The sequence below is a fragment of the Vibrio sp. R11-SG3-ISO3-SZ genome (genome assembly GCF_059834345.1).
In genome coordinates, this window is the sequence record NZ_JCBDGX010000078.1 from 23036 (window position 1) to 43928 (window position 20893).

20 protein-coding genes are annotated in these 20893 nt (G+C 49.6%); 14 read left to right on the forward strand and 6 right to left on the reverse strand.

Features of this window, described 5'->3' with window-relative positions; all coding sequences use genetic code 11:
• Positions 1–4 precede the first annotated feature (4 nt).
• From AC6R1O_RS10110 to sucD, 5 genes are all read left to right on the forward strand, one after another.
• Positions 5–715 (forward strand): succinate dehydrogenase iron-sulfur subunit, encoded by a 711-nt coding sequence (locus tag AC6R1O_RS10110; RefSeq protein WP_334555202.1) that lies wholly within the window; start codon positions 5–7, stop codon positions 713–715.
• Positions 716–811: 96 nt separating this feature from the next.
• A complete protein-coding gene (gene sucA / locus AC6R1O_RS10115) occupies positions 812–3637 on the forward strand; it encodes a 2-oxoglutarate dehydrogenase E1 component (RefSeq protein WP_500633875.1) in 2826 nt (941 codons plus the stop codon).
• A 28-nt stretch (positions 3638–3665) separates the two neighbouring features.
• Entirely contained in the window at positions 3666–4874 is a 1209-nt protein-coding gene (odhB, locus tag AC6R1O_RS10120) for a 2-oxoglutarate dehydrogenase complex dihydrolipoyllysine-residue succinyltransferase (protein ID WP_334555204.1), read from the forward strand.
• Positions 4875–5080: 206 nt separating this feature from the next.
• Positions 5081–6247, forward strand: coding sequence for an ADP-forming succinate--CoA ligase subunit beta (gene sucC, locus AC6R1O_RS10125; protein ID WP_334555205.1), 1167 nt, complete (start codon positions 5081–5083; stop codon positions 6245–6247).
• The gene (gene sucD, locus AC6R1O_RS10130) at positions 6247–7119 is read left to right on the forward strand and encodes a succinate--CoA ligase subunit alpha (RefSeq protein WP_334555206.1); all 873 of its coding nucleotides are present in this window, start codon (positions 6247–6249) and stop codon (positions 7117–7119) included. The genes sucC and sucD overlap by 1 nt, the downstream gene beginning before the upstream one ends.
• 82 nt (positions 7120–7201) lie before the next feature.
• On the opposite strand, the gene AC6R1O_RS10135 is transcribed toward sucD, so the two are convergent.
• The 3 genes from AC6R1O_RS10135 to AC6R1O_RS10145 all read right to left on the reverse strand — a co-directional run bounded on the left by AC6R1O_RS10135 (position 7202) and on the right by AC6R1O_RS10145 (position 9570).
• The gene (locus AC6R1O_RS10135) at positions 7202–7483 is read right to left on the reverse strand and encodes a hypothetical protein (protein ID WP_500633874.1); all 282 of its coding nucleotides are present in this window, start codon (positions 7481–7483) and stop codon (positions 7202–7204) included.
• A gap of 731 nt (positions 7484–8214) precedes the next feature.
• On the reverse strand, positions 8215–8514 hold the full coding sequence (locus tag AC6R1O_RS10140; RefSeq protein WP_500628853.1) for a DUF3301 domain-containing protein: 300 nt from the start codon (positions 8512–8514) through the stop codon (positions 8215–8217).
• A 12-nt stretch (positions 8515–8526) separates the two neighbouring features.
• On the reverse strand, positions 8527–9570 hold the full coding sequence (locus AC6R1O_RS10145; protein ID WP_500633873.1) for a DUF3549 family protein: 1044 nt from the start codon (positions 9568–9570) through the stop codon (positions 8527–8529).
• A gap of 76 nt (positions 9571–9646) precedes the next feature.
• Here AC6R1O_RS10145 and AC6R1O_RS10150 point away from each other — a divergent pair, with 76 nt between their 5' ends.
• Together AC6R1O_RS10150 and truC are read left to right on the forward strand one after the other, a co-directional pair.
• Complete coding sequence (locus AC6R1O_RS10150; RefSeq protein WP_500633872.1) at positions 9647–9961, forward strand: YqcC family protein; 315 nt, start codon at positions 9647–9649, stop codon at positions 9959–9961.
• On the forward strand, positions 9958–10692 hold the full coding sequence (gene truC, locus AC6R1O_RS10155; protein WP_500633871.1) for a tRNA pseudouridine(65) synthase TruC: 735 nt from the start codon (positions 9958–9960) through the stop codon (positions 10690–10692). The genes AC6R1O_RS10150 and truC overlap by 4 nt, the downstream gene beginning before the upstream one ends.
• A 123-nt stretch (positions 10693–10815) precedes the next feature.
• Here truC and dxs read toward each other — a convergent pair whose 3' ends face one another.
• The 3 genes from dxs to xseB are packed head-to-tail and all read right to left on the reverse strand — an operon-like array spanning position 10816 to position 13867.
• Positions 10816–12699 (reverse strand): 1-deoxy-D-xylulose-5-phosphate synthase, encoded by a 1884-nt coding sequence (gene dxs / locus AC6R1O_RS10160; RefSeq protein ID WP_500633870.1) that lies wholly within the window; start codon positions 12697–12699, stop codon positions 10816–10818.
• A gap of 20 nt (positions 12700–12719) precedes the next feature.
• Positions 12720–13604 carry a (2E,6E)-farnesyl diphosphate synthase gene (ispA, locus tag AC6R1O_RS10165; protein ID WP_500633869.1) on the reverse strand — a complete coding sequence of 295 codons (885 nt, stop codon included), beginning with the start codon at positions 13602–13604 and terminating at the stop codon, positions 12720–12722.
• A gap of 20 nt (positions 13605–13624) precedes the next feature.
• A complete protein-coding gene (gene xseB, locus AC6R1O_RS10170; protein ID WP_500625971.1) occupies positions 13625–13867 on the reverse strand; it encodes an exodeoxyribonuclease VII small subunit in 243 nt (80 codons plus the stop codon).
• A 216-nt stretch (positions 13868–14083) separates the two neighbouring features.
• Here xseB and pomA point away from each other — a divergent pair, with 216 nt between their 5' ends.
• From pomA to rlmM, 7 genes are all read left to right on the forward strand, one after another.
• On the forward strand, positions 14084–14848 hold the full coding sequence (pomA, locus tag AC6R1O_RS10175) for a flagellar motor protein PomA (protein ID WP_334555215.1): 765 nt from the start codon (positions 14084–14086) through the stop codon (positions 14846–14848).
• Positions 14849–14857: 9 nt separating this feature from the next.
• Complete coding sequence (locus AC6R1O_RS10180; protein ID WP_500625972.1) at positions 14858–15805, forward strand: flagellar motor protein MotB; 948 nt, start codon at positions 14858–14860, stop codon at positions 15803–15805.
• A gap of 221 nt (positions 15806–16026) precedes the next feature.
• Positions 16027–17475 carry a tRNA uracil 4-sulfurtransferase ThiI gene (gene thiI / locus AC6R1O_RS10185; RefSeq protein WP_334555217.1) on the forward strand — a complete coding sequence of 483 codons (1449 nt, stop codon included), beginning with the start codon at positions 16027–16029 and terminating at the stop codon, positions 17473–17475.
• 411 nt (positions 17476–17886) lie between these two features.
• Complete coding sequence (locus AC6R1O_RS10190; protein WP_334555218.1) at positions 17887–18795, forward strand: transcriptional regulator GcvA; 909 nt, start codon at positions 17887–17889, stop codon at positions 18793–18795.
• On the forward strand, positions 18788–19411 hold the full coding sequence (locus tag AC6R1O_RS10195; RefSeq protein WP_500630648.1) for an alpha/beta fold hydrolase: 624 nt from the start codon (positions 18788–18790) through the stop codon (positions 19409–19411). Before AC6R1O_RS10190 ends, AC6R1O_RS10195 begins: the two co-directional genes overlap by 8 nt.
• Entirely contained in the window at positions 19401–19799 is a 399-nt protein-coding gene (locus AC6R1O_RS10200; RefSeq protein WP_500633868.1) for a DUF423 domain-containing protein, read from the forward strand. Before AC6R1O_RS10195 ends, AC6R1O_RS10200 begins: the two co-directional genes overlap by 11 nt.
• Positions 19796–20887: a 23S rRNA (cytidine(2498)-2'-O)-methyltransferase RlmM gene (rlmM, locus tag AC6R1O_RS10205; protein WP_500633867.1), complete on the forward strand. Its 1092-nt coding sequence runs from the start codon at positions 19796–19798 to the stop codon at positions 20885–20887. Before AC6R1O_RS10200 ends, rlmM begins: the two co-directional genes overlap by 4 nt.
• Positions 20888–20893 lie beyond the last annotated feature (6 nt).

Genomic DNA, 20893 nt, shown 5'->3' on the forward strand with positions numbered 1-20893 from the left:
AATCATGAAACTAAACTTCTCTTTGTACCGCTACAACCCAGATGTAGACAGCAAACCTTATATGAAGGACTACACTCTAGAGGTCGACGAAGGCTCTGACATGATGGTGTTGGATGCTCTGATTCTTCTGAAAGAGCAAGATCCTACGATTGCATTTCGCCGTTCATGCCGTGAAGGTGTCTGTGGATCTGACGGTCTGAACATGAATGGTAAAAACGGATTAGCCTGTATTACACCGCTGTCGGCATTGCAAGGTGACAAGATTGTCATCCGTCCACTGCCGGGATTGCCTGTCGTGCGTGATCTAATCGTTGACATGACGCAGTTCTATGATAACTATGCGAAAGTTAAGCCATTCTTGATTGACGACGGCGCACTTCCCCCATCAAGAGAGAACCTACAATCTCCTGATGAACGTGCCCATTTGGATGGATTGTACGAATGTATTATGTGCGCATGTTGTACGACATCCTGTCCGTCTTTCTGGTGGAATCCTGACAAATTTATAGGCCCTGCGGGCCTACTTGCCGCTTACCGTTGGCTGATTGACAGCCGCGATACGGCGACAGATGAACGCTTATCAAATCTTGATGACGCATTTAGCGTTTTCCGTTGCCACGGCATCATGAACTGTGTAAGTGTTTGTCCGAAAGGGTTAAATCCGACGAAAGCGATTGGTCACATTAAGACCATGCTCGTGAACCGCTCGGTTTAATGGACAATAAAAATTGCCGGTCATAATGTCGTGACCGGCTCTTATTAGCTCGGCGCAGACCGAAGCAAACGTGAAAACTACTGGTTAAGGGAAAATATGCACAACGGCGTGATGAAGGCATGGCTCGAGTCTTCACACTTGGCTGGCGCCAATGCAACGTATGTAGAGGACCTCTACGAACTGTATCTAAGTGATCCCGATCTGGTAAGTGAGGAGTGGAAACGCGTGTTCGATGGCTTGCCTAAGCCTGACAACGAAGTGGTTGAACAGCCACATTCGCGTGTCCGTGACTACTTCCGACGACTCGCTCAAGAAACAAAGCATTACAATGTCCAAGTTAGTGATCCAGATGTCGACGCTAAACAAGTAAAAGTACTTCAGTTAATTAATGCTTACCGCTTTCGTGGACACGAAGCGGCTCAATTAGACCCCCTAGGATTATGGCAGCGCCCACCTGTGGCTGAGCTTGATCCTGCTTTCCACTCTCTCACAGAAGACGATCTAGAAGAATCCTTCAACGTAGGTTCATTTGCTATTGGTCAAGAGACCATGCCGTTGAAAGACATCTACTCCTCGCTGAAAAAAATCTACTGTGGTTCAGTGGGTGCTGAATACATGCACATGACCGACACCGAGCAAAAGCGTTGGATTCAACAACGTCTCGAGTCGGTCGTCGGCCAGCCGACGTTCAGCCAAGACGAGAAGCGAACATTCCTTGACGAGCTTACCGCAGCGGAAGGCCTAGAGCGTTACCTTGGCGCGAAGTTCCCTGGCGCGAAGCGTTTCTCACTCGAAGGTGGGGATGCCCTAATCCCTATGACCAAAGAGCTGATTCGTCACGCAGGATCAAGCGGTATGCGTGAAGTCGTGATTGGTATGGCGCACCGTGGCCGTTTGAACATGTTGGTCAACGTGCTCGGTAAAAAGCCACAAGATTTGTTTGATGAATTCGCGGGCAAACACGACGAAACATGGGGAACGGGTGATGTGAAATACCATCAAGGTTTCTCTGCTGACTTCGCTACCCCAGGTAGTGATGTCCACCTCGCGCTTGCTTTTAACCCGTCTCACCTTGAAATCGTCAACCCAGTTGTCATGGGCTCAGTACGTGCACGTCAAGACCGTTTAGGTGATAAAGACGGCAGTACTGTTTTGCCAATCACCATTCACGGTGACTCAGCGATTGCCGGTCAAGGTGTCGTGGCAGAGACGTTCAACATGTCTCAAGCACGCGGCTTCCAAGTGGGTGGTACGGTTCGTATCGTGGTGAACAACCAAGTCGGCTTTACGACGTCTAACCCAAGAGATACGCGCTCAACCATGTACTGTACGGACATCGCTAAGATGGTCCAAGCACCGATCTTCCATGTCAACGCAGACGACCCAGAAGCGGTGGCGTTTGTGACGCGTATCGCCCTTGACTACCGTAACGAATTCAAACGCGATGTGGTGATTGACCTGGTTTGTTACCGTCGTCACGGTCACAACGAAGCGGACGAGCCGAACGCGACTCAGCCGCTGATGTATCAAAAAATTAAGAAGCACCCCACACCACGTAAGCTCTACGCCGATGTGTTGATGGAGCGCGGTGATTTCGGTATCGACGTGGCCACGCAACTGGTCAACGAATACCGTGATGCACTTGATCGTGGTGAAGTTGTGGTCAAAGAGTGGCGCCCGATGGCTCTGCACTCAGTGGATTGGTCTCCATACCTTGGCCACGAGTGGGATATGCCGTGGAGCAATACCTTTGATAAAGCGCGTCTGCTTGAACTAGGCAAACGTATTTGTCAGTACCCAGAGAGCCACAAGCTCCAGAGCCGAGTGAATAAGCTCTACAACGATCGTCAAGCTATGTTAAGCGGTGAGAAAGCGGTCGACTGGGGTATGGCTGAAACCTTAGCCTATGCCACCTTGGTTGACGATGGTAAGCGTATTCGTATCTCCGGTCAGGATTCAGGTCGCGGCACCTTCTTCCACCGTCATGCAGTACTGCACAACCAAGCGGACGCCAGCACGTATGTGCCACTGTCTAACATCCACGACAAACAAGGCCCGTTCCAGGTATTTGACTCGGTGCTGTCTGAAGAAGCCGTGCTTGCCTTTGAATATGGCTATGCGACCGCTGAGCCGGGCGGCCTGACGCTATGGGAAGCGCAGTTTGGTGACTTTGCCAACGGCGCGCAGGTCGTGATTGACCAGTTTATCTCGTCTGGTGAACAGAAGTGGGCCCGTTTGTGTGGTTTGACGATGTTGTTGCCGCACGGCTATGAAGGTCAAGGACCAGAGCACTCTTCTGCACGCCTAGAACGTTATCTACAGCTATGTGCAGAGCAAAACATGCAAGTGGTAGTGCCGTCTACGCCAGCTCAGGTATACCACATGATTCGCCGTCAAGTGGTTCGCCCGATGCGTCGTCCTCTGATTGTGATGTCTCCAAAGTCGTTGCTGCGTCATCCTTTGTGTACGTCTACTATGGATGAATTGGCCGATGGCACATTCCAAGCGGCAATTGGCGAAATCGACAACTTAGAGCCAGCCAAAGTGAAACGTGTCGTGTTCTGTTCCGGTAAGGTCTACTTTGACCTACTTGAGCAGCGTCGTAGCAATGAACAAGACGACGTCGCGATTGTTCGCATCGAACAGCTTTACCCATTCCCGCTGGAAGAGGTGAAAGCCGCTATCGAACAATACACCAACGTGGAAGATTTTGTCTGGTGTCAGGAAGAGCCACAAAACCAAGGGGCTTGGTACTGCAGTCAACACAACTTCCGTGCTGCTATTCCGAAAGGCGCAGATCTTAAATACGCGGGCCGTCCTGCGTCAGCATCTCCTGCGGTCGGCTATATGTCAGTACACTTGAAACAGCAAAAGGCGCTAGTTGAAGACGCGCTAAACGTGAATACAAAAACTTCGGATTAAGAACTAGAAGTTAAAGGAAGAAACCGATATGACAATTGAAATTCTGGTTCCAGATTTACCTGAATCTGTTGCTGACGCTACGGTCGCGACGTGGCACAAACAACCTGGTGACGTTGTAGAGCGTGACGAGGTGTTGGTGGATATTGAAACGGACAAAGTGGTTCTAGAAGTCCCAGCGCCAGAAGCGGGTGTACTCGAAGCCATTATTGAAGTCGAAGGCGCAACCGTGCTCTCGAAGCAGCTCCTTGCCAAACTTAAGCCAGGTGCGGTCGCCGGCGAGCCAACGACTGACACAACAGAAGCGTCAGAAGCGTCACCAGACAAGCGTCACAAGGCATCATTGAGCGAAGAAAGCAACGATGCACTTAGCCCAGCAGTGCGTCGCCTACTCGGTGAGCATGGCCTTGAAGCGAGTCAAGTCAAAGGCACGGGAGTAGGTGGTCGCATCACGCGTGAAGATGTTGAAGCGCACCTTGCGAACGCGAAAGCAGCACCTCAAGCGGCAGCGCCTGCAGCCGTTGAAGCGCCAGCAGCGGCACGTAGCCAAAAACGTGTGCCTATGACGCGTCTTCGTAAGACAGTGGCTAACCGTCTACTGGAAGCGAAGAACAACACCGCGATGCTGACAACGTTTAACGAAGTGAACATGAAACCTATCATGGACCTGCGTAAACAGTACAAAGATCAGTTCGAAGAGCGCCACGGCACTCGCCTTGGCTTTATGTCTTTCTACGTTAAAGCGGTGACGGAAGCGTTGAAGCGTTTCCCAGAAGTGAACGCGTCAATCGATGGTGACGATATCGTTTACCACAACTACTTCGACATCAGCATGGCGGTATCGACGCCACGTGGCCTAGTGACACCAGTATTGAAAGACTGTGACACCCTAGGCTTTGCCGATATCGAGAAAGGCATCAAAGAGCTTGCGATTAAAGGTCGTGATGGCAAGTTGACGGTCGACGAATTGATGGGCGGTAACTTCACTATCACTAACGGTGGTGTATTTGGGTCATTGATGTCAACGCCAATCATCAACCCACCTCAGTCAGCAATCTTGGGTATGCATAAAATTCAAGATCGTCCAATGGCGGTGGATGGCAAAGTCGAGATCTTGCCGATGATGTATCTCGCGCTTTCATACGACCACCGTCTGATTGACGGCCGTGAATCCGTTGGCTTCCTAGTGACCATCAAAGAGCTACTGGAAGATCCAGCACGTCTGTTATTAGACGTTTAATATCGCTGAAACGTCTAGCTGTCTTAGATAGCTAGACGTCTAAAGTTTCAAAGGCTAGACTCGCTCAACTGTCTGGCCTTCATTTGAATCGCAGTGTCGGTAACGAGATATGCGGTTGATTTGAGAAGACCCTACAGACGTAATGCAGTTCGCTGCGACGTTATGGAAATAATAATCCCTTAAGGGAACATAAACGGAATATCAAAATGAATTTGCATGAATATCAAGCCAAACAGCTGTTTGCAGAATTCGGTTTGCCTGTACCTAAAGGTTACGCGTGCAGCACGCCTCAAGAAGCGTACGAAGCAGCCGGTCGAATTTCGACAACCAAGAAAGTAGTCAAATGTCAGGTTCACGCGGGTGGACGTGGTAAAGCGGGCGGTGTAGAACTGCACGAAACCAAAGACGGCGTAAAAGAGTTTGCGCAAAAGTGGCTAGGTAAGAACCTAGTGACTTACCAAACTGATGCGAATGGCCAACCGGTTACTAAGATTCTGGTGGAAGAAGCGTCTAACATCGCCAATGAACTCTACCTTGGTGCAGTCGTCGACCGTGCAAGTCGTAAAATCGTATTCATGGCCTCAACCGAAGGCGGTGTGGAAATCGAGAAAGTGGCAGAAGAAACGCCAGAACTGATCCACAAAGCGGCGATTGACCCATTGGTTGGCCCTCAAGCTTATCAAGGTCGTGAACTTGCCTTCAAACTTGGCCTTGAAGGTGACCAAATTAAACAATTTGTGAAGATCTTTATGGGTCTTGGCACTATGTTCTCTCAATATGATCTTGCTCTGCTTGAGATCAACCCGTTGGTGATTACCGGTGAAGGCAGCCTGCTTTGCTTAGACGGTAAGATTAACATCGACTCCAACGCACTTTACCGTCAGCCTAAACTGCGTGAAATGCACGATCCTTCACAAGAAGATGAGCGTGAAGCACACGCTGCTCAGTGGGAGCTTAACTACGTTGCACTTGATGGTAACGTTGGCTGTATGGTCAATGGTGCTGGCCTAGCGATGGGTACGATGGATATCGTTAACCTACATGGTGGCAAGCCTGCAAACTTCCTAGATGTGGGTGGCGGCGCGACGAAAGAGCGTGTTGCTGAAGCCTTTAAGATCATCTTATCTGATGACAATGTTAAAGCCGTACTCGTCAACATCTTTGGTGGTATCGTGCGCTGTGACATGATCGCAGAGGGCATCATCGGTGCGGTTAAAGAAGTAGGTGTAAACGTACCGGTTGTGGTTCGTTTAGAAGGTACAAACGCCGATCTCGGTCGTGAAGTGCTTGCGAATTCTGATGTTGATATCATTGCAGCTGAGTCGCTCACCGACGCAGCTCAGAAAGTTGTTGCTGCTGCGGAGGGCAAATAATGTCTGTACTAATTAACAAAGACACCAAAGTAATTTGTCAGGGTTTCACCGGCGGTCAAGGCACTTTCCACTCTGAACAAGCGATTGCTTACGGCACGCAAATGGTCGGTGGCGTTTCTCCGGGCAAAGGTGGCCAAACTCACCTCGGCCTACCGGTATTCAATACCGTACGTGAAGCGGTTGAGGCGACAGGCGCAACAGCCACTGTGATTTATGTACCAGCACCGTTCTGTAAAGACGCGATCTTAGAAGCGATCGACGCGGGTATTGAGCTTATCGTTACCATTACCGAAGGCATCCCAACCACGGACATGATCGACGTGAAAGTGAAGTTGGAAGAAACCGGCGTTCGCATGATTGGTCCAAACTGTCCAGGCGTTATTACTCCTGACGAATGCAAGATCGGTATCATGCCGGGTCACATTCATAAGAAGGGTAAAGTCGGTATTGTGTCTCGTTCTGGCACGCTTACTTACGAAGCGGTTAAGCAGACGACAGACGAAGGCTTTGGTCAGTCAACATGTGTGGGTATCGGCGGCGACCCAATTCCAGGTTCAAACTTCATTGATATCCTGAAATTGTTCCAAGAAGACCCTGAAACGGAAGCGATTGTAATGATCGGTGAGATCGGCGGTACTGCGGAAGAAGAAGCGGCGGCGTACATCAAAGAAAATGTCACTAAGCCAGTTGTTTCTTACATCGCGGGTGTCACTGCGCCTCCTGGCAAACGTATGGGCCACGCGGGTGCGATCATTTCAGGTGGTAAAGGAACAGCGGAAGATAAATTTGCTGCACTTGAAGCGGCAGGTGTTAAGACGGTGAAATCACTGGCTGAGATCGGTAAAGGTCTCCGCGAAGTGACGGGCTGGTAATCTTAGCATTACGCTAACGTATACAAACAAAGGCTTGGCAGTGAAATGCCAAGCCTTTTTATTTGTCGGGCTCGTTGGATTATTAGCCTAGCTTCGCTTCAATGGCCTCTAATCGGGCGGTGAGCTCGCGTACTTGCTGCTCAAGTTGAGCAACGCGATCTTCTTCAAGCGGCGGCTTTGCCGCGACTTCAACTTTTGGTACGCGCTGTGACGATTTCCAGCTTTTAATCGTTGTGATCAGCGCTGGCATGGGAATGGGAGTAGAAAGCCGGGCTTTGACCAAGGCAACCGTCGGCTCTTTGCCTTCTTGGCTGAGTTGTTCTAATACTTGTTTGAGCTCTTGGCTAACATCCTGAGTAAGCATAGTGACTCCTTGTGTGTAATCGATCACATGATACTCGTCGACGATGAAGAAAACGAATAGAAAATTTGGTAATTGCGTGTGCGAGATATCGCACAAAGAGTGTGAGAAAAATTCGTCATTTTGCTAGCTCTTATATCAATAGTGAAATATAACTGTTTGATAGTATTTGATTATTTGTGTTGTTTATGAGTTGTAAACATAAAAGAAATGATCATCAGACTTGTCCAAAATCGTCAATCACGTAAATTAATCCCTGTCGGAAGGATGCTGACACGGAACAGGAAACAGCACGGATTGCACTCTTCAGGATGAAGAGAGATTGGCCAGGATGGACAATCGCGCAGGATGCTAGGATAGCCGTACGGACACGGTTTCGCTGATAGGACATTAGCGATCAAGGAACGAAATGGACCCCTCTAGGATGAGGCAGGACAGCATCAGGAAGATGCCAAGGACACCGCTCACGGAACAAGTGATGAGCGCTAACGGGGAAGGTTAGCACAAAGGACAAACAGGACACCGCTAGGATGGCGAAGTAGGAAGAGACTGACGGATCACAGTCACTATTAAGGAAGATGCATGGAGCACCTTTTGTAGCCGGACTGCTGCGAGTAAGACTATAGCCCCGATACGCAAGTATCGGGGCTTTTCTTATTCCATGCTTTTTCCTATCGATGCTTTTGCCTACGGACGTTAGTCTAGCGGCCCTGCGTGTTTAATCCTTTGTGCGCCTACAGGCGATGTGGCTCTAACCAGATATCACGCAGGTGAAACCCTTGCATGGTGATCGTTCCTTGATAACAGTCGTCACCAAGCGACGAAAATTCAAACAGGTAAATCGTATGCCAACGCCACTGACCTTGTGGCGTTTTTAGTTTGTGTCCATCTAGCGCCACACTTAAGAGCTGTAAGCCTAATTGGTCGCACTTACGTATGGCGATTGCTTTGGCGATCTCGGCCTGACGACGATGTTGCCAAAAAATAAAACAGCCAAAGCTCAGTGCCAGGATGGCCAGCAAGTTGTCAATCATACGCCCTCTTTTCTACTCGGCTTTGGTCGCTTTCTGAAGGTTCAGCAGCGCTTGAGCCAACTCAGGGGAGGGGCTGGTGTGGAGCAACGGCAGCAGGACCATACGCAGCTCAGGGAGCATCACCAGATCGGCAAACAGCTGATTAAAGAGTGTTTGATTACCAGTTTGCGCCAGTCGCAGCAAGAACTGCTCTGCGATGTCTTGATCTGACAGCCAGTGCCAGCAGCGGCCAGCAATAGCGATGAGCACTTCTTGATGACTGAGCCGCGGAGAGGCTAAGAGGGTTTTAACCAAGCGGTGACTCAGTTGATGGTGACTGCCCGATAACGCACGAGTCAGTGCGGAGAGCAAAAACAGATCCGGCGTTTTGGCCTCCATCTCCTTGTGCGCCATTTCACTGAGTCGCTCGGCTAATTTGCTTGGTAGTGGTGACGTATGTTCGAGCACCCCAAGCAGAGCATACAGGGGCTGGCTAGGCAGCGATGTGAGGGACTTACGTATATGCACGCCATTTTGGTCACGTCCTAGACGTGCGCACATATCACTGATGCCTTGAAGCCCGACAGTCTGCCATTGTTCAAAGCCTAATCCACCTGAGAAATAGTGTTGCGCGTGTTCATAGTACTGACTACAAGGAAGGTCGAGCTCGGCACGAATTTGACTATGGAAAACCGCCATTTTGTCATCGCTGGGTTTGAACGTATAGGGGTTGTTGGATAGCTTCTGTTGCTGCTCCTCACTCATCTCTTGATTTAAGCGTGAGCCCATCGCCTCGATGACGTATTTAATAAATTGGCCAATGTCCGATTGTTGAAACAAGCCGCGCTCATCCAACTCGAATTTTAAAAACCAAATCCAAGGTTGCTTGTGTTCATTCCAATAGGCGATCGCGAGGTGTGCTTTACGTTGAAGTGGGTAAGGGTAGGGTTTCTGTCCTTGTTCCACATCAGAAAATGTCTGAGCATCAATGACGCTGATGCGACGGCCTAAATCGAAGACACGGTAGTCGCAATGGCTGTTTTTCAGCAGGTCAGTGAGTGAGTGAATGGTATCCATCGATGAATTGTCCTAACTTTCTTTCCTCTATAAATGGTACTCTTATCATTAATTTCAAGGTTTCACGTTTAGGTTTATGACACAGCAACAACAATTGCTCACCTTGTTTGCGTCTATTCAAGCGCAACTGCAAGCATTACAACTTTGGCAACATACTCGACCTGATGAGTCACAACTTGTGATCGCACAGCCCTTTGCGATGGATAAGCTTGCTCCTGAAGCTTGGCTTCAATGGATCTTTGTCGACAAAATGACCGCAATGATCGAGAACGGTGAGCCTCTTCCGAGCGGTTTTGCTATCGCGCCCTATTTTGAGCAGTGTTGGCAGTCAAACAGCGACTATCAGCCGTTGCTTGAACTGATAAGACAGGTGGATGAGGTGTGTCAATGACGCTAGAGATTCTTTACCAAGATGCGTATTTTGTCGCGGTCAATAAGCCTGCGGGTATGTTGGTACACCGCAGCTGGTTGGATAAGCACGAAACGCAATTTGTGATGCAGACGCTTCGCGATCAAATTGGTCAGCATGTATTTCCTCTTCATCGCTTAGATAGACCAACATCGGGCGTGCTGATGTTTGCGTTGTCCAGTGAAGTGGCAGCAGAGGCGATGCCGATGTTCGCTGAACATCAAATGGAGAAAACGTACCATGCCGTTGTGCGCGGTTGGATTCATGAGGCGGCTCGCCTCGACTACGCGCTTAAGTTAGAGTTGGATAAAATCGCCGACAAGTTCGCGAGCCAAGAAAAGGAAGCGCAAGAGGCCATTACCGATTATCGTCCACTGGCAACAGCGGAGGTGCCTTATTCCACAGGACTGTTCCCTACGTCTCGCTACGCGTTAATGGAGTTAAAGCCTCTTACCGGTCGCAAGCACCAGCTTAGACGCCATATGGCCCACCTGAGGCACCCTATCGTCGGTGATACTACACATGGTGATGGTAAGCATAATCGATTGTTTCGTGACGTCTTTGATGCACACAGGTTGATGCTGCATGCCTCGCGGTTGAGTTTTGTTCATCCTTATACCCAAGAGCCCATCACCATCGTTGCGCCAGTCGATGAGTGTTGGCTGAGGATCATGGCGTCGATGTCTTGGCCGCTCGAACGCTTAACGGATTGATGAGAACACAAACGCAAAGAGCGCAGACTGGGTCTGCGCTCTTTTTATGACTTGAATTGTTATGACTTGAATTGTTATGGCTTGAATTGTTAGGGCAAGTGCGTGAAATGGTAAAGTACGCGCTTAGCAAGCAAGATAATCGCGAATCGCGCGCTCTATGCCCTTTGCATCTAGGCCAAGCTCTTGATGCAACTCTTCTTGTGTACCTTGAGCAATAAACTCATCCGGTAAACCCAGGTTAAGCACAGGTTTGAGTAGCTTATTCTTCATCATGAACTCAATCACGCCTGCACCTGCGCCGCCGGCAATCGCGTTTTCTTCAATGGTAACCAGCACATCGTGTTGCGCTGCCAGTTCACGAATCAGAGCTTCATCAAGCGGTTTAACAAAGCGCATGTCAGAAACTGTGGCATCTAGGCCCTCAGCCGCCTCGAGTGCGTTCGCAAGGAAGGTACCAAAACTCAAGATAGCGACACTCGGGCCCTCTTGAGAGTGGCGAGATTGACGAACCACTCGCCCTTTACCGATCTCCAGTGCCGTGAACTCGGTTTCAATCTCAACGCCCATGCCGCTGCCTCTCGGATAACGAACGGCACTAGGACCTTGATGCTGATGGCCGGTGTAAAGCATTTGTCGGCATTCATTCTCATCACTCGGCGCCATGATGACCATATTCGGAATGCAACGCATAAAGCTTAAGTCAAACGCCCCTTGGTGGGTCTGACCGTCAGCGCCCACCAGACCAGCGCGATCGATGGCAAACATGACGGGCAAATCCATGATCGCGACGTCATGAATCAGTTGATCGTAACCGCGCTGCAAGAAGGTCGAGTAGATCGCGACGATAGGGTGATTGCCCGCAATCGCCATGCCCGTTGCTAAGGTCACAGCGTGTTGCTCTGCGATCGCAACGTCGAAATACTGTTTGGGGAACTCTTTAGAGAAGCGCACCATACCAGAGCCTTCGCGCATGGCTGGCGTGATGGCCATCAATTTCGGGTCGATGGCCGCCATGTCACACAGGAAGTCACCGAAGATTTTTGAGAATGTCGGCTTACCGCCGCTGCTTTTTGGCAGCGAGCTGTGGCTTGGATCAAATTTAGGCACACCGTGATAACCGATGGGATCTTTTTCTGCGGGTTCATAACCTTTGCCTTTTTTGGTCATGATATGCAAAAACTGCGGCCCACTGAGTTCACGCATGTTTTTCAGCGTTTTCACTAGTTCATTAACGTCATGGCCGTCAACAGGACCAATGTAGTTAAAGCCCAGCTCTTCAAACAGAGTCCCTGGTACCACCATGCCTTTTAGATGCTCTTCGGTACGACGAACCAGTTCTTTAATCGGCGGCACGCCAGAGAGGACTTTTTTGCCCCCCTCACGAATCGAGGTGTACAAGCTGCCAGACAACACTTGCGCAAGATGGTTGTTAAGTGCACCAACGTTTTCTGAAATGGACATTTCATTGTCGTTGAGGATCACCAGCATGTCAGGGTGAACGTCACCGGCGTGGTTCATAGCTTCAAACGCCATACCTGCGGTGATGGCACCATCACCAATTACACTAACGACTTTACGATCTTTCCCTTCACGCCCAGCGCTGATCGCCATGCCGAGCGCAGCACTGATCGATGTGGATGAGTGTCCGACAGAGAGGGTGTCATACTCACTCTCTTCACGCCAAGGAAAGGGGTGCAGACCGTCTTTTTGACGAATAGTTGGCATTTGCTCACGGCGACCCGTCAGAATCTTGTGCGGGTAAGCTTGATGACCCACGTCCCAAATCAACTTGTCAAATGGCGTATTGTAGACATAGTGTAAAGCGACCGTGAGTTCCACCGTACCAAGGCCGGAGGCAAGGTGACCACTCGATTGGCTCACCGAGTTGAGTAAGTAGGTGCGTAGCTCGTCACACAACGCTGGCAGCACATCTTTCGGCAGCGAGCGTAGCTCCTGCGGCGTGTCAGCCAGTGCAAGTGTCGGATACTTTGAAATATCAAGAGTCATAGTTATGCGCGCTTATAGTGTTAGTTCTTGCGCTCGATGACATATCGGGCGAACTCTTCCAGTAATTCTGTATTGTAGGGGATCACTTCCAATGCTTGAAGCGCCTCATTAAACAGAGTGTGAGCTTTGTTGATAGCTCCCTCTAATCCTAGCAAAGCGGGATAGGTACTTTTGTTGAGCGCTTGGTCTGAGCCTTGCGGTTTGCCGAGCGTTTGCGTGTCACTGATGATGTCCAAAATGTCATCTTGGACTTGAAACGCCAGCCCAATGGCATCGGCGTAACGATCAAGATGTGGCAGTACCTCGACCCCTCGTTCACCGGCGGCGAGGGCGCCAAGACGAATTGCAGACTTCATCAGTGCCCCCGTCTTATTCCGATGGATGGTTTCGAGCTCCTCAAGAGACACAGCGCGGTTTTCCGCTGCTAAATCCAACGCTTGGCCTAAACACATGCCATTGGCGCCCGAGGCATTCGCCAACTCCTGTACCATCTTTATACGTAGACTTTCGGCCTCAGGGTGTAATGGGCCTTGCGCTAAAATGGTAAAGGCGAGCGTTTGCAATGCATCACCCGTGAGCACAGCGGTCGCTTCGTCGAACTTAATGTGGCAAGTCGGTTGGCCACGGCGAAGCTCATCGTCATCCATCGCGGGTAGGTCGTCATGAATCAAGGAATAAGCGTGGATACATTCCACCGCCGCTGCGGGCGTGTCCAATGATTCCAACTCACATCCGAGCATCTGGCCGGTGATGTACACTAAAAAAGGTCGCGCGCGTTTTCCGCCGAGCAGTAAGCCATAGCGCATGGCCTCCAGTAGCGGAAGATGCTGGTGTGGGTAGCTATCGAGCCAAGCTTGCAGCTGAGCGTTGTTGCGCTGTTGAAGAGAGGTTAAGGCCTCAATCATAGGAGAATCTTCTAAAACCGTTATTCAGGCTGGGCATCAAAATCAACGAGCGGCGCGTCATCGTCATTACGAAGTAGCAGGCTGACACGTTGTTCTGCATCGCTCAATTTAGCTTGACCAGCACGAGCAAGAGTGATTCCGCGTTCGAATTTCTTTAATGCGTCGTCGAGCGACAAATCGCCATTCTCTAAATTTGCAACAATTGTATCCAGTTCTTCAATTGTTGCCTCGAATGTCATATTTTCGGGTTTCTTGCTCGCCATAACTTTTCTACATTTGTAAAGATGGACGAAAGTTACCTTAGCCGCCAATGATGGTCAAATTTAACCGAGTAAATTTGTCAGAAAAATCGAGCTTGCGCGGTGACTCTGGTCAAGCAAAGATGGATGTTGTGACGCGCAACTTATAAAAAACTAAAGATCTGAACATGTTGCCGATATAATTTGGTAGAAGCTTGGAGTTAGCATGAGGAGTGCTTTGTGGATTTAGCAACGCTTTTGGGATTGCTTGGCGGATTTGCCTTCGTCATCATGGCAATGATACTTGGCGGAAGCATCATGATGTTTATCGATGTTACATCGATATTGATCGTGGTCGGCGGTTCGACCTTTGTTGTACTGATGAAGTTTACCATGGGGCAATTCTTTGGCGCGGCGAAGATTGCTGGCAAAGCCTTCATGTTCAAGGTGGACGAGCCAGAAGATCTCATCGCTAAAGTGGTCGAAATGGCTGACGCTGCTCGTAAAGGTGGCTTCCTTGCACTCGAAGAGATGGAAATCACCAACAGTTTCATGCAAAAGGGCATCGACTTATTGGTTGACGGTCATGACGCCGATGTCGTGCGCGCCGCGTTACAAAAAGACATCTCCTTGACGGACGAACGACATGAATTTGGTACCAGCGTATTTCGCGCCTTTGGTGACGTAGCGCCGGCGATGGGCATGATTGGTACCTTGGTCGGTCTGGTGGCGATGCTGTCGAACATGGACGATCCTAAAGCGATCGGTCCTGCTATGGCGGTGGCGTTGTTGACAACGCTGTACGGTGCGATCTTGTCTAACATGGTGTTCTTCCCAATTGCCGACAAACTCTCCCTACGCCGAGAGCAAGAGAAGTTAAACCGTCGCTTGATCATGGATGGCGTACTGGCTATTCAAGACGGTCAAAACCCTCGTGTTATCGACAGCTATCTGAAAAATTACCTCAATGAAGGTAAGCGTGCCCTTGACGTCGATAACGAGTAAGGAATAAAGATGGACGATGAGAACGATTGCAAATGTCCGCCACCTGGTTTGCCCTTGTGGATGGGGACGTTTGCCGACTTGATGTCGCTGCTCATGTGTTTCTTCGTACTGCTGTTGTCATTCTCTGAAATGGACGTACTGAAGTTCAAACAGATCGCGGGATCAATGAAGTTTGCGTTTGGTGTACAGAACCGCTTGGAAGTGAAAGACATCCCGAAGGGGACCAGCATCATTGCTCAAGAGTTCAGACCAGGTCGACCTGAACCAACGCCGATTGACGTCATCATGCAGCAAACCATCGACATCACTCAGCAAACGCTGGAGTTTCATGAAGGCGAGTCCGATCGCGCCGGGGGAACCCAACGTGACAAAGGCAAGCTGACTGGCGGTAAATCACCCGACACGTCAACGCAAGACAACCAGAACTCTGAATCAGACAACGAACAACAGCAATCGGCAGAGAAGTCGCAAGAGCTTGAAACCTTGATGGAAAGTATCAAGAAAGCGCTAGAACGTGAAATTGAGCAAGGGGCGATTGAGGTAGAAAATCTTGGCCAACAAATCGATATCCGAATTCGTGAAAAAGGTGCCTTCCCTGAAGGTTCTGCCTTCTTGCAGCCTAAGTTCCGTCCTTTAGTGCGCCAGATAGCGGATCTTGTTAAAGACATTCCTGGTGTGGTGCGCGTCTCTGGCCATACGGACAACCAAAGGTTGGATTCGGAGCTCTACCGCTCGAACTGGGATCTGTCCGCTCAGCGTGCGGTATCAGTAGCACAGGAAATGGAACGTGTGAGAGGGTTTGACCATAGCCGTTTAGAAGTGCGTGGTATGGCGGATACTCAGCCGCTCGGACCTAATGACACCGAAGCGCAGCGCTCACGCAATCGCCGAGTTGAAATCAGCATCTTGCAAGGGGAAGCCCTGCTCAGCGATGAAGTGCCTGTACTGGACAACTAAGCTAAAGCAAAAGTAAGCAAAAGTAGTCAGGGCAAAAACAGTTGGGATAAAAGCGCGATTCGAGAGGCGGAAACTTAGCGTCATCGAGAATGGTCAAAAGGCGAGCGATGGCTCGTCTTTTTTATGCGCACTCATTCGTGTATAATCCTGCGCCCTTAGCCAGCGCAACGCGTTAAGGCTAACCTCTATTTATGTGCGAAACAGAACTTGTGAAGTGAACTATGAAATTTATCGTTAAGCCCCATCCAGAAATCTTCGTAAAAAGTGAATCGGTGCGCAAGCGCTTCACCAAGATTCTAGAGTGTAATATTCGCAACATTATCAAAAGCCGAACGGAGTCTGTAGCGGTATTTAACCGTCGTGATCACATCGAAGTGACCTCCGAGTCTGATAAGTACTACAACGAAACCATCGAAGTGTTGACGCACACGCCGGGCATTCATCATGTCTTAGAGGTTAAGCAGTCAGAGTTTAAAGACTTGCACGACATCTACGAGCAAGTGCTAGAACTTAATCGCCCCAACATTGAAGGTAAGACGTTCGTGGTGCGCGCAAAGCGTCGTGGCAAGCATGATTTCACCTCTATCGAACTGGAACGCTATGTCGGTGGTGGCCTTAACCAAGCGGTGGAAAGTGCCAGCGTTAAGCTGCAAAACCCAGATGTGACAGTCAAGGTTGAAGTCGCAGGCGACAAACTTAACCAAGTGATCGCACGCCACAAAGGCTTGGGCGGCTTCCCATTAGGGACGCAAGAAGATGTGCTGAGCCTGATTTCAGGTGGTTTTGATTCCGGTGTTTCTAGCTACCTGCACATCAAGCGTGGCTCAAAAGTGCATTACTGCTTCTTTAACTTGGGCGGTCCGGCGCATGAAATCGGCGTTAAACAAGTCTCTTATTACTTGTGGAACAAATACGGCTCGTCGGCCAAAGTGCGCTTTATTTCGGTCGATTTTGAACCTGTGGTCGCAGAGATCTTGGAAAAGGTCGACGATGGTCAAATGGGCGTGGTGCTAAAGCGTATGTTTATGCGCGCAGCCGGTATGATCGCTGAGAAGTTTGGTATTCAGGCCTTGGTCACAGGTGAGGCGCTTGGCCAAGTATCAAGCCAAACCTTAACCAACCTGCGTCATATTGACGGCGTGACCGATACCTTGATTCTTCGTCCGCTGATCAACTGGGACAAAGAAGACATCATCAACCTAGCGCGTAACATCGGCACCGAAGATTTCGCTAAGACCATGCCAGAATATTGTGGGGTGATCTCTAAAAAGCCAACCGTCAAAGCGGTGAAAGGCAAGCTAGAAGCGGAAGAGGCCAACTTCAACTTTGATATTCTTGAGCAAGTGGTGCGCGAAGCGCGTCAAATGGATATCCGAGATATTGCGAAAGAGACAGAGCAAGCGGCGCCTGAAGTTGAGCAAGTTCAAGCGGTGGAAGATCACGCAGTGGTTTTGGATATTCGTAGTCCAGAAGAGGAAGACGATAAGCCATTAGAAATAGAGGGTGTTGAGGTTAAGCACATCCCGTTCTACAAGCTAGCCACGCAATTTGGCGATCTCGATCAGTCGCACACGTATCTGCTTTACTGTGAGCGTGGGGTGATGAGTCGCTTACAAGCGCTCTACCTGCAAGAGCAAGGCTTTAGTAACGTCAAAGTCTATCGCCCATAGTGGTTTTTTAAACCCTATAAACGCGCAGCCTGAGTTGTCTCACGCTGCGCGTTTTTGTTTGACTGGGTAAATGAGCAGATAAGGAAGCGTTAAGCCGTTATTGTCTGAAGAACACGAATACAGGGCATAAAAAAACACCGCCATAAGGCGGTGCTAAAAAATTTGACAGACAGGTCAAAATAAATACAGGAAGTATGCGCTTTGATAGTTATCAAAGCGGGTAGAATACTACCGAACTCGAAATTCGAGTTTGCAAACACAACATCGCAACAAGAAGCCAATTGATACCGAAATATCAAGCCGTTCAGGCTCTTGGTGCGGTGAGAAATATAGAATTTCTCTAGTCGTCAGGCAATGGACAATTTATAATGTTTCAGATTAAAAAAACTAATCCATATAGAGGCGACCCTAATGTCCAGAAGATTGCCCCCTTTGAACTCATTAAAAGTGTTCGAGGCCGCCGCACGTCATTTGAGCTTTACCCGTGCTGCCGAAGAGTTGTTTGTGACTCAAGCGGCAGTGAGCCACCAGATTAAAGCGCTGGAAGAGTTTCTCGGCTTGAAACTGTTTCGTCGCCGAAATCGCTCGTTACTGCTCACCGAGGAAGGTCAAAGTTATTTCCTTGATATCAAAGATATCTTCTCTTCACTGGCCGAAGCGACAGATAAAGTTCTGGAAAGAAGTGAGAAAGGTGCCCTAACCATCAGCTTACCGCCGAGCTTTGCGATCCAATGGCTTGTTCCAAGACTGGCGGACTTTAACCAGCAAGAGCCAGATATCGACGTGCGTATTAAAGCCGTTGATATGGATGAGGGGTCTCTGACCGATGATGTCGATGTGGCCATTTACTACGGGCGCGGTAATTGGCCCGGGCTTCGAGCAGACAAACTTTACCAAGAATTTTTAATCCCACTTTGTTCCCCGTCGTTACTTTTAGGTAACAAACCATTAGAAACATTAAGTGACCTCAAGCAGCATACTCTACTTCACGATACCTCGCGCAAAGATTGGAAGCAGTTTGCGAAAGAGCATGACATTGAAGGCGTCAATGTCAACCACGGCCCCATCTTTAGCCACTCAACCATGGTGCTGCAGGCGGCTGCTCACGGCCAAGGGGTCGCCTTGGGTAACAACGTTCTTGCCCAACCAGAGTTGGAGGCAGGACGCTTAATTGCCCCATTCGATGAGGTATTGGTCTCCAAGAACGCCTTTTATGTGGTCTGCCATGAGAAGCAGGCGGATATGGGGCGTATTGCCACTTTCCGTGATTGGATGCTGGCCAAGGCGCACAAAGAACAAGAGGTATTGCTGGATGAATAATCGACGTATTGACGGCGATAGCCATGATCCTGTGTTTATTTTTGCTCATGGCGCGGGGGCGGGAATGGATCATGCGTTCATGGATGCCGTCGCCAAGGGGCTCGCGAGTCACGGTATTCAAGTGATTCGTTTTAATTTTCCCTATATGGAAAAGTGCGAACAAGATGGCAAGCGCCGCCCGCCAGACAGAGCGCCCAAGTTACTGGAAGCCTATCAACAGGTACTTGAGCAACATGCCGCTTCCCCTGTGGTGATCGGCGGTAAGTCGATGGGAGGACGCATGGCGAGTTTATTGGCTGATGACGATAAGGTGCGCGCGGTGGCATGTTTGGGGTTTCCTTTTCATCCGCCGGGCAAGCCAGAGAACTTTAAGGGCGACCACCTAAGCACTATCCACAAACCCACCTTGATTTTGCAAGGTGAGCGTGATGCGTTCGGCTCAAAAGATGAGTGCGTGAATTTCTCTTTGTCGTCATGTACCGAGCTTGTGTTCATTCCAGATGGCGATCATAGCTTTAAACCTCGCAAACGCTCTGGGCATACTGAGCAAAGCAATATCGCCTTAGCGGTCGAGAAGTTGGCCGAGTTTATTCAAGGAGTCTACAGTGAAAAGTAACTACTTACTTGCCTTGGGTGGCATGTTTGCCGGTCTTGGTGTCGCATTAGGCGCTTTTGCTGCCCATGGTTTAAAAGCCATGCTGCCGCCTTATCTGCTGGAGGTGTTTCAAACCGGCGTCCATTATCAATTCCTCCACGCTGTCGCGATCATCCTCTGTGCGCTTTTCCTTCGGTTGACGTCATTTTCCGCCGGAGAAAAAAATTTCGCACGTGCGGCAATTTGCTTTATCATCGGCATCTTTTGTTTTAGCGGCAGCTTATACGCACTGGCGATCACGGGCATCAAATGGTTTGGCCCGATCACTCCGTTCGGTGGAGTGATGTTTTTGATTGGTTGGGCGCTGTTTGTTGTCGCCGCACTGCAAAGTAACGAGGTGAATCAGTGAAACAGTTAATGCTCTATTGCCGTTCTGGGTTTGAGAAAGAGTGTGCCGGAGAAATTCAAGATCGCGCCACCCAGTTGGAAGTGTATGGTTTCCCTCGCCTGAAAAAGAATTCGGGATACGTGCTGTTTGAATGCTATCAAGAGGGCGATGCCGAGAAGTTGGTCAAAGAGCTCGACTTTAAGTCGCTCATTTTTGCCCGTCAGATGTTTGCGGTGGCGGTAGAAATTGACGAGCTGCCTCGTGAAGATCGTATCACGCCGATTTTGCAATCTCTGGCTGAGGTCGAAGATTTTCCTCGTTGCGGCGATATCCGAATTGAGACGCCAGACACCAATGAGGCCAAAGAGCTACTCAAGTTCTGCCGAAAATTTACCGTACCGATGCGCCAAGCGATGCGCGGCAAAGGCATTCTTTTCGATAGAGAGAGCCCGAAAAAACCAGTATTGCACCTCTGCTTTGTAGCGCCGGGGCACTGTTTTGTTGGCTACTCGTTACCTAGCAACAACTCCCAATTCTTTATGGGCATCCCGCGTCTTAAGTTCCCTGCTGATGCGCCTAGTCGTTCGACGTTGAAGCTTGAAGAAGCGTTCCATGTCTTTATCCCAAAAGAAGAGTGGGACGAGCGTCTTGCCTCTGGCATGTGGGGTGTGGACTTAGGTGCGTGTCCGGGCGGTTGGACCTATCAACTGGTCAAGCGTTCGATGTTTGTCCATGCGGTTGATAACGGCATGATGGCGGACAGCTTGATGGAAACAGGGCAGGTGAAACACCATCAAGAAGATGGTTTTAAGTTCGAACCCGCGCGTAAAAACGTCACTTGGCTCGTGTGTGACATGATTGAAAAACCGTCACGCGTGGCGCAATTGATGGGTGAATGGATCATCAGTGGCTGGGCGAAAGAGGCGATCTTCAATTTAAAGCTGCCGATGAAAGGGCGCTACGATGAAGTGTTGGAAGATATTGAAAACTTGAAGATTTTCTTGATTGAAAACAAGGTCAAATTCAAGCTGCAAGCGAAGCACTTGTATCATGATCGAGAAGAGATCACCGTACACGTCCAGTGTTTATCGAACATCTCGCCGCACTAAGCTAAC

What these genes read in the sequence shown, in the direction of transcription:
- AC6R1O_RS10140 (WP_500628853.1), bottom strand. Translation starts at nt 8,514, where the DNA reads ATGATTGACAACTTGCTGGCCATCCTGGCACTGAGCTTTGGCTGTTTT.
- AC6R1O_RS10135 (WP_500633874.1), bottom strand. Translation starts at nt 7,483, where the DNA reads ATGCTTACTCAGGATGTTAGCCAAGAGCTCAAACAAGTATTAGAACAA.
- sucC (WP_334555205.1), top strand. Translation starts at nt 5,081, where the DNA reads ATGAATTTGCATGAATATCAAGCCAAACAGCTGTTTGCAGAATTCGGT.
- AC6R1O_RS10180 (WP_500625972.1), top strand. Translation starts at nt 14,858, where the DNA reads ATGGACGATGAGAACGATTGCAAATGTCCGCCACCTGGTTTGCCCTTG.
- thiI (WP_334555217.1), top strand. Translation starts at nt 16,027, where the DNA reads ATGAAATTTATCGTTAAGCCCCATCCAGAAATCTTCGTAAAAAGTGAA.
- AC6R1O_RS10145 (WP_500633873.1), bottom strand. Translation starts at nt 9,570, where the DNA reads ATGGATACCATTCACTCACTCACTGACCTGCTGAAAAACAGCCATTGC.
- AC6R1O_RS10190 (WP_334555218.1), top strand. Translation starts at nt 17,887, where the DNA reads ATGTCCAGAAGATTGCCCCCTTTGAACTCATTAAAAGTGTTCGAGGCC.
- ispA (WP_500633869.1), bottom strand. Translation starts at nt 13,604, where the DNA reads ATGATTGAGGCCTTAACCTCTCTTCAACAGCGCAACAACGCTCAGCTG.
- truC (WP_500633871.1), top strand. Translation starts at nt 9,958, where the DNA reads ATGACGCTAGAGATTCTTTACCAAGATGCGTATTTTGTCGCGGTCAAT.
- xseB (WP_500625971.1), bottom strand. Translation starts at nt 13,867, where the DNA reads ATGGCGAGCAAGAAACCCGAAAATATGACATTCGAGGCAACAATTGAA.
- AC6R1O_RS10150 (WP_500633872.1), top strand. Translation starts at nt 9,647, where the DNA reads ATGACACAGCAACAACAATTGCTCACCTTGTTTGCGTCTATTCAAGCG.
- sucA (WP_500633875.1), top strand. Translation starts at nt 812, where the DNA reads ATGCACAACGGCGTGATGAAGGCATGGCTCGAGTCTTCACACTTGGCT.
- odhB (WP_334555204.1), top strand. Translation starts at nt 3,666, where the DNA reads ATGACAATTGAAATTCTGGTTCCAGATTTACCTGAATCTGTTGCTGAC.
- dxs (WP_500633870.1), bottom strand. Translation starts at nt 12,699, where the DNA reads ATGACTCTTGATATTTCAAAGTATCCGACACTTGCACTGGCTGACACG.
- AC6R1O_RS10195 (WP_500630648.1), top strand. Translation starts at nt 18,788, where the DNA reads ATGAATAATCGACGTATTGACGGCGATAGCCATGATCCTGTGTTTATT.
- sucD (WP_334555206.1), top strand. Translation starts at nt 6,247, where the DNA reads ATGTCTGTACTAATTAACAAAGACACCAAAGTAATTTGTCAGGGTTTC.
- AC6R1O_RS10110 (WP_334555202.1), top strand. Translation starts at nt 5, where the DNA reads ATGAAACTAAACTTCTCTTTGTACCGCTACAACCCAGATGTAGACAGC.